This is a genomic window from Streptomyces puniciscabiei, assembly GCF_006715785.1.
Classification (GTDB): Bacteria; Actinomycetota; Actinomycetes; order Streptomycetales; family Streptomycetaceae; genus Streptomyces; species Streptomyces puniciscabiei.
On the sequence record NZ_VFNX01000001.1, the window covers coordinates 3,378,958 to 3,394,506 of the forward strand.

Annotated in this window: 15 protein-coding genes and 1 pseudogene; 10 read left to right on the forward strand and 6 right to left on the reverse strand. The window is 70.1% G+C overall.

The window, feature by feature from the left end; genetic code table 11:
- Positions 1-151: 151 nt before the first annotated feature.
- Both FB563_RS15495 and FB563_RS15500 read right to left on the reverse strand, forming a co-directional pair.
- Positions 152-1,519: pseudogene (locus tag FB563_RS15495) on the reverse strand (S53 family peptidase); the annotation flags it as partial.
- Between the two features lie 297 nt (positions 1,520-1,816).
- On the reverse strand, positions 1,817-2,443 hold the full coding sequence (locus FB563_RS15500; RefSeq protein ID WP_411573205.1) for a TetR/AcrR family transcriptional regulator: 627 nt from the start codon (positions 2,441-2,443) through the stop codon (positions 1,817-1,819).
- A gap of 53 nt (positions 2,444-2,496) precedes the next feature.
- Between FB563_RS15500 and FB563_RS15505 the strand changes: the two genes are divergently transcribed.
- The 6 genes from FB563_RS15505 (at position 2,497) to FB563_RS15530 (ending at position 7,631) form a co-directional block, all read left to right on the forward strand.
- Positions 2,497-3,393, forward strand: a complete 897-nt coding sequence (locus tag FB563_RS15505) for an oxidoreductase (RefSeq protein WP_055708090.1) — start codon at positions 2,497-2,499, stop codon at positions 3,391-3,393.
- Between the two features lie 268 nt (positions 3,394-3,661).
- Positions 3,662-4,432, forward strand: coding sequence for a trypsin-like serine peptidase (locus tag FB563_RS15510; protein ID WP_055708089.1), 771 nt, complete (start codon positions 3,662-3,664; stop codon positions 4,430-4,432).
- Between the two features lie 18 nt (positions 4,433-4,450).
- Positions 4,451-4,726: a hypothetical protein gene (locus FB563_RS15515; protein ID WP_055708088.1), complete on the forward strand. Its 276-nt coding sequence runs from the start codon at positions 4,451-4,453 to the stop codon at positions 4,724-4,726.
- 248 nt (positions 4,727-4,974) lie between these two features.
- The gene (locus FB563_RS15520) at positions 4,975-5,202 is read left to right on the forward strand and encodes a hypothetical protein (protein WP_055708087.1); all 228 of its coding nucleotides are present in this window, start codon (positions 4,975-4,977) and stop codon (positions 5,200-5,202) included.
- Positions 5,203-5,734: 532 nt separating this feature from the next.
- Positions 5,735-6,691 carry a C40 family peptidase gene (locus FB563_RS15525; RefSeq protein WP_079048940.1) on the forward strand — a complete coding sequence of 319 codons (957 nt, stop codon included), beginning with the start codon at positions 5,735-5,737 and terminating at the stop codon, positions 6,689-6,691.
- A 235-nt stretch (positions 6,692-6,926) separates the two neighbouring features.
- Positions 6,927-7,631: a phosphatase PAP2 family protein gene (locus tag FB563_RS15530; protein WP_055708085.1), complete on the forward strand. Its 705-nt coding sequence runs from the start codon at positions 6,927-6,929 to the stop codon at positions 7,629-7,631.
- 47 nt (positions 7,632-7,678) lie between these two features.
- Here FB563_RS15530 and FB563_RS15535 read toward each other — a convergent pair whose 3' ends face one another.
- Entirely contained in the window at positions 7,679-9,235 is a 1,557-nt protein-coding gene (locus FB563_RS15535; RefSeq protein ID WP_055708084.1) for an FAD-binding oxidoreductase, read from the reverse strand.
- 353 nt (positions 9,236-9,588) lie between these two features.
- Between FB563_RS15535 and pstS the strand changes: the two genes are divergently transcribed.
- The 4 genes from pstS (at position 9,589) to pstB (ending at position 13,725) form a co-directional block, all read left to right on the forward strand.
- Positions 9,589-10,719: a phosphate ABC transporter substrate-binding protein PstS gene (gene pstS, locus FB563_RS15540; RefSeq protein WP_055708083.1), complete on the forward strand. Its 1,131-nt coding sequence runs from the start codon at positions 9,589-9,591 to the stop codon at positions 10,717-10,719.
- A 114-nt stretch (positions 10,720-10,833) separates the two neighbouring features.
- Positions 10,834-11,841 carry a phosphate ABC transporter permease subunit PstC gene (gene pstC / locus FB563_RS15545; RefSeq protein ID WP_055708082.1) on the forward strand — a complete coding sequence of 336 codons (1,008 nt, stop codon included), beginning with the start codon at positions 10,834-10,836 and terminating at the stop codon, positions 11,839-11,841.
- On the forward strand, positions 11,838-12,899 hold the full coding sequence (gene pstA / locus FB563_RS15550; RefSeq protein ID WP_055708081.1) for a phosphate ABC transporter permease PstA: 1,062 nt from the start codon (positions 11,838-11,840) through the stop codon (positions 12,897-12,899). Before pstC ends, pstA begins: the two co-directional genes overlap by 4 nt.
- 49 nt (positions 12,900-12,948) lie before the next feature.
- Entirely contained in the window at positions 12,949-13,725 is a 777-nt protein-coding gene (gene pstB / locus FB563_RS15555) for a phosphate ABC transporter ATP-binding protein PstB (protein WP_055708080.1), read from the forward strand.
- 99 nt (positions 13,726-13,824) lie between these two features.
- Here the strand turns inward: pstB and FB563_RS15560 are convergent, their stop codons facing one another.
- The 3 genes from FB563_RS15560 to FB563_RS15570 all read right to left on the reverse strand — a co-directional run bounded on the left by FB563_RS15560 (position 13,825) and on the right by FB563_RS15570 (position 15,543).
- Positions 13,825-14,193, reverse strand: a complete 369-nt coding sequence (locus tag FB563_RS15560) for a PIN domain-containing protein (RefSeq protein ID WP_055708091.1) — start codon at positions 14,191-14,193, stop codon at positions 13,825-13,827.
- An 8-nt stretch (positions 14,194-14,201) separates the two neighbouring features.
- On the reverse strand, positions 14,202-14,459 hold the full coding sequence (locus FB563_RS15565) for a hypothetical protein (protein ID WP_055708079.1): 258 nt from the start codon (positions 14,457-14,459) through the stop codon (positions 14,202-14,204).
- 85 nt (positions 14,460-14,544) lie between these two features.
- Entirely contained in the window at positions 14,545-15,543 is a 999-nt protein-coding gene (locus tag FB563_RS15570; RefSeq protein ID WP_055708078.1) for an inorganic phosphate transporter, read from the reverse strand.
- Positions 15,544-15,549: the final 6 nt, after the last annotated feature.

Below are 15,549 nucleotides of genomic sequence, written 5' to 3' on the forward strand. Positions count from 1 at the left end.
TCACAGGTGACGCAAGGGCGTTGTACAGGGAAAACGGGCCGCGGCCGGCTGCCGTGGCCCGTCTTCCCTGCCGCCGAGGGGACCCCACGTCCCCCTCATCCGGCGGCTCCCCGTGACCCGACGGGGCGGTCTTACGCGTCTGTCGGCTTGCGGAGAAGGCGCTCGTGCCCTCCGGGGTGCCCCAGCCGGTCGGGCCGTCGTAGCCGGACCGGGCGGTGCAGAAGTACGTCGTGGAGCAGCTGCCGTTGCTGCCGCTGGTGACGTCGTTCAGGGCGGAGGTGCCGGCCGCGTTGTAGGGGTACTGGGCCGGGTAGTCGCTGCTGCCCGGGGTGCCGGCGAGGGCGTACACGCTCGCGATGATCGGCGAGGAGGCGCTGGTGCCGCCGTAGGTGTTCCAGCCGGTGCCGTCGGAGCCGTAGGTGTCGTAGACGGAGACGCCGGTGGCGGGGTCGGCCACGGCGGACACGTCGGCGATCATGCGCTTGGCGCAGCCGGAGTCGGTCTGCCAGCTGGGCTTGGCGTCGTAGGCGGAGCAGCCGGAGCCGGTGCCCTCGGTGCTGGAGGTGTTCCAGACGCTCTCGGTCCAGCCGCGGCTGTCGGAGGAGGTCTTGAGGGCGGTGCCGCCGACGGCGGTCACGTACTTCGAGGCGGCCGGGTACTCGGCGCCGTAGCCCTCGTCGCCGGCGCTCGCGGTGATGGCGACGCCGGGGTGCTTGTAGTACGAGGAGTCGTACGTCGTGTCGGAGGAGGACTCCGAGCCGCCGTAGCTGTTGGAGACGAACTTGGCGCCGAGCTTGACGGCCTCGTTCACGGCGGTGCCCAGGTTGGCGTCGGAGGCGGACTTCGCCTCGACCAGCAGGATGTTGCAGTTCGGGCAGATCGCGCTGACCATGTCGAGGTCGAGGGACTCCTCACCGGCCCAGCCGCTGTCGGCGGAGGGCAGGGAGGTCGTGGAGCCGGTCTGACCGACCTTGGTGAAGCAGCCGTTGTCGCTGGTGCAGTCGGGCAGGCCGTAGTACGACCGGTAGGTCGCGAGGTCGGACTCCGCGTTCGGGTCGTCGTAGGCGTCGACGATGGCGACGGTCTCGCCCGAGCCGCCCGCGGACGCGGCGTCGGCCAGGCCGTAGGCCGACTGCAGGTCGCTCGGACCGTAGCCGGTCGGGGAGTCGGAGGCGGCCTTCGGTGAGACGGTCTTCGGCGCGATGCCCTTCAGGGCCGCCTGCCTCTCCATGAAGGCGGTGGTGCCGCCGGTGACGCGCAGGGCGTTGCAGGCGGCGTAGCCCTTCTTCGGGGTGTCGCCGCACGCCTTCTCGTAGCGCACGTGGGCCTTGGCGACATGGGCGGCGACGGCCTTGGCGCTCACCTTGTGGGGCGTGGCCGCGGTGGCGGCCGGCGCGGCCTGGGCGTGGGCCGCGGTGGTCAGGCCGGCGGCGAGGAGTGCGGCGGTGGCCGCGGCGGCCGAGCCGATGCGGCGCCATCTGCCGCGTATGTGGGGGGAGTCGGGCGTGGTCGTACGCAAGGTACAGCCTCCTGGAAGTGGTGGGCAGAGGCCTGCGGGTGTGGGGGGCCACCGGTGGTGACCGGTGGGGGCGGCGGCCCGCGTCGACCATCACCTTGTTGAGTACGCGACAACAAGGGGCTTTCGGATTTCTGACTTCCGCGTTACTCAAGGAGGTTGGGGGCTTACTGATCAATGGCTGTGTGCTGGCTCTGTGCTGGGCATGGCTTGACCCGACGCACAGCGCGACCACAGGGCGCTGCGGCTACGCGCGTAGCCGACGTCCGACCGGGGCGTGTTGTCGCGGCCGGAGTCCGTTCACCGCGGCCGGAGTCCGTTCAGCAGCAGATGCACGTGCTCGTCCAGGCCGCTCATCGCCTCCTCGGCGTCGAGCGCGCAGGCGGCGATGAGGGCGGCGAGGCCGTGCAGGCTCGCGGCGGCGATCATGGTGATCTGCTCCGGGTCGCCCGCGACGATCTCGCCCCGCTCCTGGGCGTCCGCGATCATCCTGGTGAGGGAGCCGAAGGACTCGTCGACGGCCGCGGCGAGCCGGTCGGAGCTGTCGGGGTCGTGCTTGCGCGCGAACATCAGCTCCAGCAGTTCGGGGTTCTCGACGGCGAAGCCGAGGTAGGCCCGGGCGAGGGCCGCCATCCGTCCCTCGAAGGTGAGCCCGGGCCGTCCGGCGGCGGTGTCCAGGGCCCGGTTCAGCCGCTCGTACCCGTCCAGCGCGAGGGCGTCCATGAGGGCCTGCTTGTCCTTGAAGTGCCGGCCGGGGGCCGCGTGGCTCACCCCGACGTCCCGGGCCAGTTCGCGCAGCGAGAGCGCGCCGGCCCCCTTCTCGCGCAGGGTGCGCTCGGCGCTCTTGAGCAGGGCGGCGCGCAGGTCTCCGTGGTGGTAGGGGCGGTTCTTCGTCGGTGACGGGGACATGCGCGGCATGCGGACCATCGTAACGCGATGTTGTCGTTGACATCATTGTTGTCGGTGCCTACTTTGGGGGCATGACCGATAACTGGAACGCGACCCACCTCCCCGACCTGACCGGCCGTACGGCCGTGATCACCGGCGCCAACAGCGGCCTCGGGCTGGTCACCGCCGAGGCGCTGGCCCGGGCCGGGGCGCATGTGGTGTTCGCCGTACGGGACCTCGCGCGGGGCGGCGCCGCCGCGGCGAAGGTGAGCGGCAGTACCGAGGTGCGCCGCCTGGACCTGGCCGACCTGGACTCGGTACGGGAGTTCGCGGCCGGCTGGGACCGCCCGCTGGACCTGCTGATCAACAACGCGGGCGTGATGATGCTGCCGGAGCAGCGCACCAGGCAGGGCTTCGAGATGCAGTTCGGCACGAACCACCTGGGCCACTTCGCGCTGACGAACCTGCTGCTGCCCCATGTGACGGACCGGGTGGTGACGGTGTCCTCGGGCCTGCACCGCGGGGGAGTGATCCACTTCGAGGACGTCAACCTGCGCGGCCGCTACACCCCGACCCGCGCCTACGCCCAGTCCAAGCTGGCCAATCTCCTCTTCACCCTGGAACTGCAGCGCCGCCTCACCGAGGCCGGCTCACCGGTCCGCGCCCTCGCCGCACACCCCGGCTACGCGGCCACCAACCTCCAGAGCCACCACGCGAACCCCCTGGCGAGGGGCCTCATGGCCATCGGCAACCGGCTCTTCGCGCAGAGCGACAGGGCAGGTGCCCGGCCGACCCTCTACGCCGCGAGCCAGGACCTCCCCGGCGCGTCCTACGTCGGCCCGGCCGGCCTCGGCGAGATGCGCGGCGCGCCCACCCTGGTCGGCCGCAGCGCGGCGGCCGCCGACCCGGCGGCGGCCCGGCGCCTGTGGACGCTGTCGGAGGAGATGACGGGGGTGGAGTGGGGGCTGAAGTCGGTCAGCGGGCCGTGACGCGCCCTTGGCCGTGACGGCGAAACACCCCTCCGTGTCACCCACATGGGTGGTGAAACGGCTGTTTCGCGAGAGAATCTGCGGGTGCCGGAGGCGCGCCCTGGGTGGGAAGCCGTTGTGAGCGGACCGTCATGGAAGTGACCTGACGTAATCGGTCCTGGTCGGAGGGTTGCTGCGGGCGCGCCGCGGGCACGGCGGAAGGTTTCACAGGAAAATCTCAGATAAGTCGCAGCGGGAATCTCACGTTCGTGGGGGACAGTGAGCACTGATGAAGCGCATCTCACGCATCACGGTCACCACGCGTCCCGCGCTGCTCGGGGCCGTGGTGATGCTTGCCCTGACGTCGGCGTCCGTGGCGGCCGCCGATGACGGGCCGGGACCCCTGGGGGTCACCGCCGATGCCGCGGCGACTCGGCAGACGGCGAGGGTCGGCGCGCTGTTCGGCGCCGACCGGGCCGACGACCTGTCCGGCGGCCACTTCTGCACGGCCTCGGTCGTGCACAGCCCGCAGGGCAACCTCCTCGTCACCGCCGCGCACTGCGTGGGCGACCCCAGCACCGACCTGGTGTTCGTGCCGGGCTACCGGGACGGGCAGGCGCCGTTCGGGGTGTGGAAGGTCGCCAAGCGCTACCTGCCCGACGGCTGGGCCAAGGACCAGGACGAGGACAGTGACGTCGCCCTCGTGACCGTGGACGACCTGGACGGCAGGCCGATCGAGGACGTGGTGGGGGCCAACCGGTTCACCACCGGTACGGCCACCGGGGCCACGGCTGTGACCGTCGTCGGCTACCCGGACTCCCGCGAGGTGCCCATCAGCTGCACCAACAAGCCGGTCCCGCACAGCAGCACCCAGCAGCGCATCGACTGCCCCAGCCTCACCAGCGGCACCAGCGGCAGCCCTTGGATCAACGGGGACCACCAGGTCGTCGGCATCCTCGGCGGCCACGAGGAGGGCGGCTCGACCGACGACGTCTCCTACAGCGTGGTGCTCGGCGGCAAGGCGGCCGAGCTGTACAAGGACGCGATCGGCGATCCCTGAAGAGCGGACGGCGCGCAGGTGGCTCCGGCGGGGGGAGCACCTGCGGACAGCCGCCCTTCGGAAAGCCCGACGGCCGGTCAGCGGGCCGCCGCAGCCGGCGAGGTCTTCCCCTCCGTCACCTTCACCGCCGGCCTGTCGGCCGCGACCTTCGCCGCCGCTGCCGTCGCCGTGTGCTGGGCGGACAGGCGCAGGCACAGGTTGCTGGAGATCGGCACCGGAACGGTCGGCCAGGCGCCGACCACCCGCGTGCCGGCCGGGACCGCACCGGCCGGCGCGGAGACGACGACGCGCTGAAGGTGGTTCCGGGGATGTGCTCAGGCCCCGGGATCCGACACGCATAGGCACGCACACGCTGCTTGCCCGGGGGTGATCCGGGAGGAAATCACCGACCATCCCGAGACCCTGGGCCGGTTCCGGCGCGAGCTGGAGACCACCCGGCCGGTCCGAAGTGCACGCACCGCAAACCTGATTGACGCCACGTTGGACCGCCCCCCTACTGGCCGGCCACCGAGTACGCCGCCGGACCCACCCTCGCCAAGGCCGTGGCGGAACGCGGCCCGCTCCCCCCGGAAACCTGCCGGAGCCTCTTCGCCGCCCTCGCGTACGCGGCGACCGGACGGGCCTCGTTCGGCAGCGGCGACCCGGACGGGGCCGGCCACCGCGCGGTCCGCGAGCCCATCGACCTGGCCGGTGTCGCGCCGGATCTCACGGCCCTGATCGAGGCGTGCTTGGCCAAGGACGCCGTCGCCGGCCGGGGCTCGCCGAGGTGATCGCGTGCTGCGGGGCGCGCACGGCTGTGGTGGAGGACCCGGTGTACGCGGGTCTCGCCGCACTGGTTGCCCGCCCGGCCGACCCGGCGCCCGGGCAGGCGGTGGCCGGCGGCCGTGGCGGTCGGGCTCGTGGTGGGGATCGATGCGGCCACCGCGGTGGTGCTCGCCCAGCAGGGTGACGGCAAGGGCACCGCTGGGGGCCGGACTTCCGCCGGCCCGTCGGGCAAGGCGTCCAGTCCGCAGGCGATGGCGTCCAGGACGGCCACCGGCACGGGCGGCGCGCCCGCCTACGCGGGTGACAGTGCCGACCGCCAGTGGTGGAAGTCGGCGACGGGAGACTGCCGGTTGCCGGACGCAAGCGGGCGCCCGCCCGGGCGACTTCCGCCCCTGGACGCCGGACGGGAAAAAGCCCTTGCCCCACCGTGAAATGACGCCACATCACGCAAAAAGCGTCTTGAACCGCACGCGCATGGGGGAAAGTTGAACCGTGCGGAAGGTATGGGTGATCGGTGGGGCGGCCGTCGGGCTCGGCATGGGCTTCGTCATGCTGCTCGTCGTCGGGGTCTACGTCGTCGCCGGGAACCTCATGGGCGGGATCGTCTCGGCGGGCCGGGGGCTGTCCAAGGGGGCCGTACCGGCTGCTTACCAGGGGCTCGTGCAGAAGTGGGGCAACCTGTGCCCGCAGCTGACCCCCGCGCTGCTCGCCGCGCAGCTGTACCAGGAGAGCGGCTGGAACCCGAGAATCGTCAGCCCGGCCAACGCGCAGGGCATCGCGCAGTTCATCCCCGGCACGTGGGCCATCTACGGCATCGACGGCAACGGGGACGGCAAGCGGGACGTGTGGGATCCCAACGACGCGATCCCGTCCGCCGCTTCGTACGACTGCCAGCTGGCGAAAGACGTGAAGGACGTGCCGGGCAACGTCTCCGACAACATGCTCGCCGCCTACAACGCCGGTGCGTACCGGGTGATAAAGGCCGGCGGGGTGCCCGGCATCAGCGAGACCCAGAACTACGTCCAGCGGATCAACAGCCTGGCCAAGAGCTTCGCCGCCCCCGTCACCCGTATCGACCCCACCCGGCAAGCCGCCGGTGCCATCGCCTTCGCGCAGAGCAAGCTCGGTACGCCGTATCTGTGGGGTGGGGAGGGATCGGCCGAGCAGGGTGGGCGGTTCGACTGTTCGGGGCTGACGCAGGCCGCGTACGCGAAGGTGGGGATCAGTCTGCCGCGTGTGGCCAATGATCAGTACAACGCCGGACCGCACCCGTCGCGGGACCAGCTTCTCCCGGGTGACCTGGTGTTCTTCTCGACCGACCCCAGAGACTCGCGGGCCATCCACCACGTGGGCATCTATGTGGGCGGCGGGTACATGATCGACGCGCCGAGGACGGGGGCCGTCATCCGGTTCGATCCGGTCGACACGGCCGAGTACTTCGGTGCCACCCGGGTCACCGAGGATGGCGCGAAAGCGCTCCCCACGACGGTGTGACCGAGCGTGAACCAACCCGCTGAGCTGCGATGATGAGTCTCTCTTCGATAACGTCTGCGTGATCATTCAGTGGAGAGTGGAACGTAATGATGGGGACCGTGCGTTCCTGTTGACGTAGCCGAGCGGACGTCAGTGCGGGCAGTACGGCAGTGCAGCGGAAGCGGATCTACGAACCACGGGGGTAGGAGCGGCGCACACAGGTGCGTCCGGTAGACGACGAAGGGGCCGCAGCACCATGGCTGTACTCGCCGAATCCGGATCGAACCCCGACGTCGACCTGCTCTACGACATCAATGGCCTGGCCAAGGACGCGCCCCACTGGTTCGACCGGGTCATGGAGTTCGTCGGAGAGTACGGCCTGCTGGTGGCCACGGTGCTGCTGGTGCTGTGGTGCTGGTGGTCCGTGCGGCGCCGGGGCGCCGAGGATGCCGCGTCCTCCGTCGCCGCGCTGGTGTGGGCGCCGCTCGCCGCCGGCATCGCGGTGCTGGTCAATGTCCCCATCAGGGGGTTCGTGGAGCGGCCCCGCCCCTTCGTCGATCACCAGGGGCTGGACGTCCTCGTCTCCGGCAAGACCGACTTCTCCTTCGTCAGCGACCACGCGACGATCACCATGGCGCTGGGCGTCGGCCTCTTCGTCGCCAACCGCCGCTTCGGCATCGCGGGCATCGGCCTCGCGCTGCTGGAGGGCTTCTGCCGGGTCTACATGGGCGTGCACTATCCGACGGACGTCGTCGGCGGCTTCGCCCTCGGTACGGCCGTCGCGCTGCTGCTGTCGCCGCCGGCCATGGCGCTGCTCACCCCGCTGATGCGAGCGGTGGAGCGGTCGCGGCGGGCGGGGTGGCTCGTACGGCGGCGCTCGGCGACGCCGGCCGGCCGGGACCCGCTGCTGCCGAGCGCCCGTACCGCGCTGGAGTCGGAGGAACGGGACCTGGCGGCGTAGACCGCCGGATCCCGTCGCCTGCTTCCGAGCGAGCCCGGCCGGGCCCCCTAGAGCCCCTGCGCGTACGAGAAGAAGCGCTGCGGGTCGTACTGCTTCTTCACCGTGGCAAGCCGGGTCGCCGCGTCGCCGTAGTACGCCTTCTTCCAGTCCTTCAACGTCGAGTCGGTGTAGTTCTGGTACGCCGCGCCCGAGGCGTACGGGGCCATCGCCTGGTGGGCCGAGGCCAGCCAGGACTGGGCCGTGCCGCCGGAGGCCCCCGCGCCCCAGGACGCGATGTACTGGGCCAGCATCCGGGAGCGGCGGTGGACGAAGGCCGTCGCCGTGGGGGAGACCCGGTTGACCGCGCCGCCGAGGGCGGTGAACGCGATGCTGCCCGCGCCGCCCCGGACCGAGGCGATCTGCCGCAGCACCGTCTGGATGCCCGCCGCCGACAGCGAGCGGTCGAAGAAGTCCGAGCGGGCCGCGTAGGTCTCCCGGCCCAGGCGGCCCTGGGGGGAGCGGCCGGGGGTGGAGCCCGGCAGGTGGCACTGGGCGTCCGAGGAGAAGGAGGAGCAGCCGGCGTAGATCTCCATCGCCTCCTCGTAGCCCCGGCGGCGCAGGGTGACGGAGGAGGCGTTCGCGCCGGCGGCGTGGGCCAGGCGGTCCACGGCGTTCTGCAGTTCGCCGTAGGTGCCGAGGGAGAAGCAGGCCACGGAGATGGTGGGGGTGCGGCCCGGTGAGCACTCCAGGTGCAGGGAGGACCAGATCTCGTCGGGCTGGGTCGGGCCCCACTCCTGCCAGGCCCTGAGGACCGCGGCGGCCTTCGCCCACGGCCAGGTCATGTACGCCGTGACCGCCTGCGGGGCCGGGTGGGTCTTGAACTGCAGTTCCGTGACCACGCCGAAGTTGCCGTTGCCGGCGCCGCGCAGTGCCCAGAAGAGGTCGGAGTGGGACGACGCGTTCGCCGTCACCTGGGTGCCGTCGGCCGTGATGACCGTCGCCTGGGTGAGGCTGTCGCAGGTCAGGCCGTAGGCGCGGGAGGCGACGCCGTGGCCGCCGCCGAGGACCAGGCCGGAGACGCCGACGGTGGGACAGGAGCCCGCGGGTATGGTCACGCCCTTCGCGGCCAGCGCCCGGTAGACGTCGATCAGCTTGGAGCCGGCGCCGACGACCGCCGTCCCGCCGGAGACCCGTATGCGGTTCAGCTTGGACACGTCGAGGATGAGGCGGTTGTCGCCGGAGGAGTAGCCCGCGTAGGAGTGGCCGCCGTTGCGTATGGAGACGCGGACGCCGTGCGCCTGGGCGTAGGAGAGGGCCGTACGGATGTCGTCGGCGTGTGCGACGTACGCCACCGCGGCGGGCTTCAGGGTGTCGAAGCGGGTGTTGTACAGCTGGTGGGCCGTCGTCCAGGACGCGTCGCCGGGCCGGAGCAGGGTGCCGTCCAGGGCATGGGCGAGGGCCGTCCAGTTCGCGGCGGCGTTCGCGCTGGTGGTCTTGAGCGACGTGAGTGAGGATGAGCGGGTGGTCGCCGCGGTGGTGGACCTGTTCGTACCCGAGCTGCAGCCGGTCAGTGCGGTCGCGGCCAGTACGGCCGTGCCGCCCGCGATGAACCTACGCCGTTCCATGCCCATCGTCCTCAGTCGCCCTTCCACGGGCCACCGTGGCCCTACGTGGGGTGAGACGACCGCATGGGCACGTTGGTTCGTAACAGTTCTCGCACAGGGAGACGAACGCCGAAGACGTGTGTGCGTAACCCGCCGGTCGGAACCTCCATGTGCCCTCCCCGTAAGCATTCCGTGACCTAACCGGGCCGACGGCAGGGGTTCACCCCCCGTTCACTTCCGGCCATCGGCGGCTTCACCTGTTCTGCCTAATTTCGGCCGTGCACGGTGCGGAGTGCGGCCATAGATGCGCTCGCGCACTCCTCGAAACCTCGCACGCCGCCGACCGCGGCGGCTCCTGGAAGGAACTCCCGAAAGTGAAGCTTCAGCGCAAGAACCGGCTGCGCGCCCTGTCCCTCGGTGCGATCGCCGTGACCGGCGCCCTGGCCCTGACGGCGTGCGGCTCCGACGACACCGGCAACGGTGGCAAGTCCTCGGGCAACCCGTCCGGCGCCACCAACGCTTCGTCGATCAAGTGTGACAACGCCAAGGGCCAGCTGCTCGCAGACGGCTCCTCCGCGCAGAAGAACGCGATCGACGCGTGGGTCAAGGAGTTCTCCCAGGCCTGTGGCGTGCAGATCAACTACAAGGGCGGCGGCTCCGGCGCCGGTGTCACCTCCTTCAACCAGGGCCAGCTCGCCTTCGCCGGTTCCGACTCCGCGCTGAAGCCGGACGAGGTCACCGCCTCCAAGAAGGTCTGCTCCGGCGGCCAGGGCATCGACCTGCCGATGGTCGGCGGCCCGATCGCCCTCGGCTACAACGTCCCGGGTGTCGACAACCTGGTCCTGGATGCCCCGACCATCGCCAAGATCTTCGACAGCAAGATCACGAACTGGAACGACCCGGCGATCAAGAAGCTGAACCCCTCGGCGAAGCTGCCCGACCTGAAGATCCAGGCCTTCCACCGCTCCGAGGACTCCGGCACCACGGACAACTTCACCAAGTACCTGATCGCCACCACCCCGGACAACTGGAAGTACTCCGGCGGCAAGGCCTGGCAGGCCAAGGGCGGCCAGGCGGCCTCCGGCTCCGCCGGTGTGGCCCAGGGCGTCAAGCAGAACACCGGCGCGATCGGCTACTTCGAGCTGTCCTACGCCAAGGACATGACCACCGTCGCCATCAACACCGGTGCCAAGGCTCCGGTGAAGCCCTCCACCGACTCCGCCACCGCCGACATCGCGGCCGCCAAGGTCGTCGGCACCGGCAAGGACCTGTCGCTGAAGCTCGACTACGCCACCAAGGCCGAGGGTGCCTACCCGATCACCCTGGTGACGTACGAGATCGTCTGCGACAAGGGCAACAAGGCGGACACCCTGCCCGCCACCAAGGCGTTCCTCCGCTACATCGCCAGCGAGGACGGTCAGAAGCTTCTGACGAGCAACAACTACGCCCCGATCCCCGCAGAGATCAACAGCAAGGTCCGCGCCACCATCGAGGGCCTCAGCTGACCTGATCCGAGAGTGCGGCCCGTGCCCGACAGGGCCCGGGCCGCACCGTCCGGTGCACCGCCGCCATGAGCCACCGCCCGTGAGGGCGAACGGCTCCGCAGACCGGAGAACCCGATGGACATATCGACCAAGACAACCGACGCACCTCCCCCCACGCCCCAGCCCTCGCCGACCGAGCAGAAGCGCAACGCCCGTGGCGCGACCCGCCCCGGCGACCGCATCTTCCTCGGCCTGTCCCGCGGCTCGGGCATCCTGCTGCTGGTGATCATGGCCGCGATCGCGGTCTTCCTCACCTACCGTGCCTCCCTCGCGATCAGCAAGGACCACGGGAACTTCCTCACCACCTTCGAGTGGAACACCAACCTCGTCCCGCCGAGCTTCGGCATCGCGGTGCTGGCCTTCGGCACGATCGTCTCCTCGATCATCGCCATGGTCATCGCGGTCCCGATCGCCGTCGCGATCGCGCTGTTCCTGACGCACTACGCGCCGCGCCGGCTGAGCGGTCCCATCGCCTATGTGATCGACCTGCTCGCCGCCGTGCCGTCCATCGTCTACGGCCTCTGGGGTGCCCTCATCCTCGTCCCGCACATGACGGGTCTGTACGGCTGGCTGAACGACTACCTCGGCTGGACCGGCATCTTCTCCTGGGACGGCGGCGCCCCCCGCGCCATGCTCACCGTCGGCATCCTGCTGGCGATCATGATCCTGCCGATCATCACCAACGTCAGCCGTGAGGTGTTCCGGCAGGTCCCGCGGATGCACGAGGAGGCCGCGCTGGCCCTCGGCGCCACCCGCTGGGAGGTCGTCCGCATGTCGGTGCTGCCCTTCGGACGCTCCGGTGTGATCTCCGCGTCCATGCTCGGCCTCGGCCGCGCCCTCGGCGAGACGATGGCCGTCGCCACCGTGCTCTCCCCGGACTACATCATCCACGCCAGCCTGCTGAACCCGGGCGGCGGCACCTTCGCCCAGAACATCGCCAGCAAGTTCGGTGAGGCCACCGAGCAGGGCCGGGACGCGCTGATCGCCTCCGGTCTCGTCCTCTTCGTCATCACCCTGCTGGTCAACGGCGCGGCCCGCATGATCATCGCCCGCCGCAAGGAGTACTCGGGGGCCAACGCATGAGCACCGCAGCCGTCACCCACAAGCGCCACAGCACGCTGCGCGGCGCCAGCCTCCCGAAGTGGTCCCCCTGGGCCATCGCCGCCGGCTCGATCGTCGTGGCCGTGGCCATCGGCCTGATCGCCGGTCTGAACAGCAAGGTCCAGTGGGGCCTGATCGCCGCGATCCTCTTCGTCCTCGGCACCTACGGCATCGCCGCCAAGGTCGAGGGCCGCCGGCAGGCCAAGGACCGGATCGCCACCTCCTTCGTCTGGGTCGCCTTCCTGCTCGCCGTCATCCCGCTGGTCTCCCTGATCTGGGTGACCGTCTCGCGCGGCGTGAAGGTCCTGAACGTCTACTTCCTCACCCACTCCATGGGAGTCGTCGCGGACTCCGAGCCCGGTGGCGGCATCTACCACGCCATCATCGGAAGCCTGGAGCAGGTCGGCCTCGCCACCGTCATCGGTGCGCCGATCGGCATCCTCACCGCGATCTACCTGGTGGAGTACGGGCGGGGCAAGCTCGCCAAGGCCGTCACGTTCTTCGTCGACGTCATGACGGGTATCCCGTCGATCGTCGCGGGCCTGTTCATCCTGTCGCTGATGCTCATCTTCAAGATGCAGCCGTTCGGCTTCGCCGGTTCGCTGGCGCTGGCCATCCTGATGATGCCGGTCGTCGTACGCTCCACCGAGGAGATGCTCAAGCTCGTCCCGAACGAGCTGCGCGAGGCCTCGCTGGCGCTCGGTGTGCCGAAGTGGCGGACCATCCTCAAGGTGGTCCTGCCCACCTCGATCGGCGGCATCACCACCGGCGTCATGCTGGCCATCGCCCGTATCGCGGGCGAGACCGCGCCGGTGCTGCTGCTGGTGTTCGGCAACCCGTTCATCAACAACAACCCGTTCGAGGGTGCGCAGGCGTCGCTGCCGCTGTTCATCTTCCAGCAGTACCAGCAGAGCGCGGGTGCCAGCGCGGCGTACGACCGTGCGTGGGCGGCCTCGCTCACGCTGATCGCCTTCGTGATGATCCTCAACCTGGTGGCCCGCGGCATCGCCCGCTGGAAGGCCCCGAAGACCGGTCGCTGACGCGGCCAACAGCGACCGAGCTTGAATCTCTGGAAGTGAAGTAGAAGACATGGCCAAGCGAATCGACGTAAGCGGACTGACCGCCTACTACGGGTCCCACAAGGCGATCGAAGACATCTCGATGACCGTCGAGCCGCGTTCGGTGACGGCGTTCATCGGCCCCTCCGGCTGCGGCAAGTCGACGTTCCTGCGCACGCTGAACCGCATGCACGAGGTCACCCCCGGTGGCCGCGTCGAGGGCAAGGTGCTCCTCGACGACGAGGACCTGTACGGCGCCGGGATCGACCCGGTGTCCGTCCGCCGCGAGGTGGGCATGGTCTTCCAGCGCCCGAATCCCTTCCCCACCATGTCGATCTTCGACAACGTGGCGGCGGGCCTGCGCCTGAACGGCAAGTACAAGAAGGCGGAACTGAACGACATCGTCGAGAAGTCCCTGAAGGGCGCCAACCTCTGGAACGAGGTCAAGGACCGCCTGAACAAGCCGGGCTCCGGACTCTCCGGCGGTCAGCAGCAGCGCCTGTGCATCGCCCGCGCGATCGCGGTCGAGCCGAACGTCCTGCTGATGGACGAGCCCTGCTCCGCCCTGGACCCGATCTCCACCCTCGCGATCGAGGACCTGATCGGCGAGCTGAAGGAGCGCTTCACGATCGTCATCGTGACGCACAACATGCAGCAGGCGGCGCGTGTCTCCGACCGTACGGCGTTCTTCAACCTCGCGGCGGTGGGCCAGCCCGGCCGCCTGATCGAGATCGACGACACCGAGCGCATCTTCTCCAACCCGTCCGTCCAGGCGACGGAGGACTACATCTCCGGCCGCTTCGGCTAGGCCGGTACGACCCCTCGCGGTGCTGCATGGCGGTGCCACCGCGAGGACGCAAGAGGGCCCGCCCCTGGCTCCCGGGGGCGGGCCCACTGCGTTCGGCCGCTACGGATTGAGGTCCAGCACGCGCACCGGCTCGCCGATCCACCGGTCCGGGGTGGTGGTGGCGATGATCGCTCCGTCGGGACGGTCCGGAGTGGGCTGAGCGGCGTACTGACAATGCGCAGTGGCCCACGTGTTCTGCCGGGCGACCGCCAGGGCGGCAGGCAGATCCAGGTCCAGGATGGTGATGCCGGGCAGGGCGGCGAGATGCTCTGCCGTGCCGGGACGCATCCGGTCGGCCTCGACCAGTGCGCACGCCGGGGCGTACAGGTACCAGCCGGCCTCCACGTGGGCGCGGTGGATCAGCCGGGAGGCAAGGACATTGCCCCGGCCGGCCGCGGCCATGGCGGTGTCGTCCAGGACGATGTGCATCGCGTCGCTCACCGGGCCGCCGCCCGGGCCAATCGGCGGTCCAGCTCGCTGTCGAGGTCCCGTTCCTCCGCGGGACTGGGCGCGTAGCCGGTCCATTCCGTCAAGGCGGCGCGGGCCTGCTCGGCCCGCTCGGCCCGCTCGGCGGGGGTGAGCAGGGTTTCGGCGAGCCGGGCCAGATAGGCGCGCAGCGACATCCCTTCGGCTGCCGCTATGGCGGCGAGCCGGTCCCGGGCTTCCTCAGGGATACGGATGTTGGCGTCGGACATCGTCGGACTCCTCTGCACACCATGGGTACGGGTACGTACCCGTACTCTAGGGGATCAGGCCCCGCCTCCGGTGAAGAACAGAGGATTACAGCACCGTCAGCTTCACCACTCCGAAAGCCAGCGCAGCGACCAGCGCGGCTGCCGGCATCGTGATGAACCAGCCCAGGACGATGTTCTTGGCCACGCCCCAGCGGACGGCGTTGACGCGCTTGGTCGCGCCGACGCCCATGATCGCCGAGGTGATGACGTGGGTCGTGGAGATCGGCGCCTTGAAGAGGTACGCCGTACCGAACATGATCGAGGCGCCGGTGGCCTCGGCCGCGAAGCCCTGGGGCGGGTCCAGCTCGATGATCTTGCGGCCGAGCGTGCGCATGATGCGCCAGCCGCCCGCGTAGGTGCCGAGGGAGAGCATCAGGGCGGAGACGATCTTCACCCAGACCGGGATCGGATCACCGAACGTCTCGTGGCCGGAAATCACCAGTGCCATCACGACCACACCCATGGTCTTCTGGGCGTCCTGGAGGCCGTGGCCGAGGGCCATGCCGGCGGCCGAGACGGTCTGGGCGATGCGGAAGCCCCGCTTGGCCTTGTGCGGGTTGGACCGGCGGAACAGCCACATGATGGCCAGCATGACGAGGTAGCCGACGATCAGGCCGACCACCGGGGACAGGAACATCGGAATGATGATCTTGTCCAGCACGCCGTTCCAGTGGACCGCCGTGCCGCCCGCCAGGGCCGCGCCCACCAGGCCGCCGAACAGGGCGTGGGACGAGGACGACGGCAGGCCGAAGTACCAGGTGATCAGGTTCCAGGTGATCGCGCCGACCAGGGCGGCGAAGAGGATGCCCATCCCCGTCGCGCCCGAGGGTGTCTCGATCAGGCCCTCGCTGACGGTCTTGGCGACCCCGGTACCGAAGAAGGCACCGGCCATGTTCATGACCGCCGCCATGGCGAGTGCCGCCCGCGGGGTCAGCGCCCGTGTCGACACGGACGTCGCGATCGCGTTCGCCGAGTCGTGGAAGCCGTTGGTGTACGTGAAGAAGAGCGCGACCGCGATGGTCACGACCAGGGCGAAGGTGTCCATCGACGC

Coding starts and splice junctions, on each gene's coding strand:
- FB563_RS15500 (WP_411573205.1), bottom strand. CDS start 2,443: ATGGTCCGCATGCCGCGCATGTCCCCGTCACCGACGAAGAACCGCCCC.
- FB563_RS15505 (WP_055708090.1), top strand. CDS start 2,497: ATGACCGATAACTGGAACGCGACCCACCTCCCCGACCTGACCGGCCGT.
- FB563_RS15525 (WP_079048940.1), top strand. CDS start 5,735: ATGGGCTTCGTCATGCTGCTCGTCGTCGGGGTCTACGTCGTCGCCGGG.
- pstB (WP_055708080.1), top strand. CDS start 12,949: ATGGCCAAGCGAATCGACGTAAGCGGACTGACCGCCTACTACGGGTCC.
- FB563_RS15570 (WP_055708078.1), bottom strand. CDS start 15,543: ATGGACACCTTCGCCCTGGTCGTGACCATCGCGGTCGCGCTCTTCTTC.
- FB563_RS15530 (WP_055708085.1), top strand. CDS start 6,927: ATGGCTGTACTCGCCGAATCCGGATCGAACCCCGACGTCGACCTGCTC.
- FB563_RS15535 (WP_055708084.1), bottom strand. CDS start 9,235: ATGGAACGGCGTAGGTTCATCGCGGGCGGCACGGCCGTACTGGCCGCG.
- FB563_RS15565 (WP_055708079.1), bottom strand. CDS start 14,459: ATGTCCGACGCCAACATCCGTATCCCTGAGGAAGCCCGGGACCGGCTC.
- FB563_RS15510 (WP_055708089.1), top strand. CDS start 3,662: ATGAAGCGCATCTCACGCATCACGGTCACCACGCGTCCCGCGCTGCTC.
- pstA (WP_055708081.1), top strand. CDS start 11,838: ATGAGCACCGCAGCCGTCACCCACAAGCGCCACAGCACGCTGCGCGGC.
- pstC (WP_055708082.1), top strand. CDS start 10,834: ATGGACATATCGACCAAGACAACCGACGCACCTCCCCCCACGCCCCAG.
- FB563_RS15560 (WP_055708091.1), bottom strand. CDS start 14,193: ATGCACATCGTCCTGGACGACACCGCCATGGCCGCGGCCGGCCGGGGC.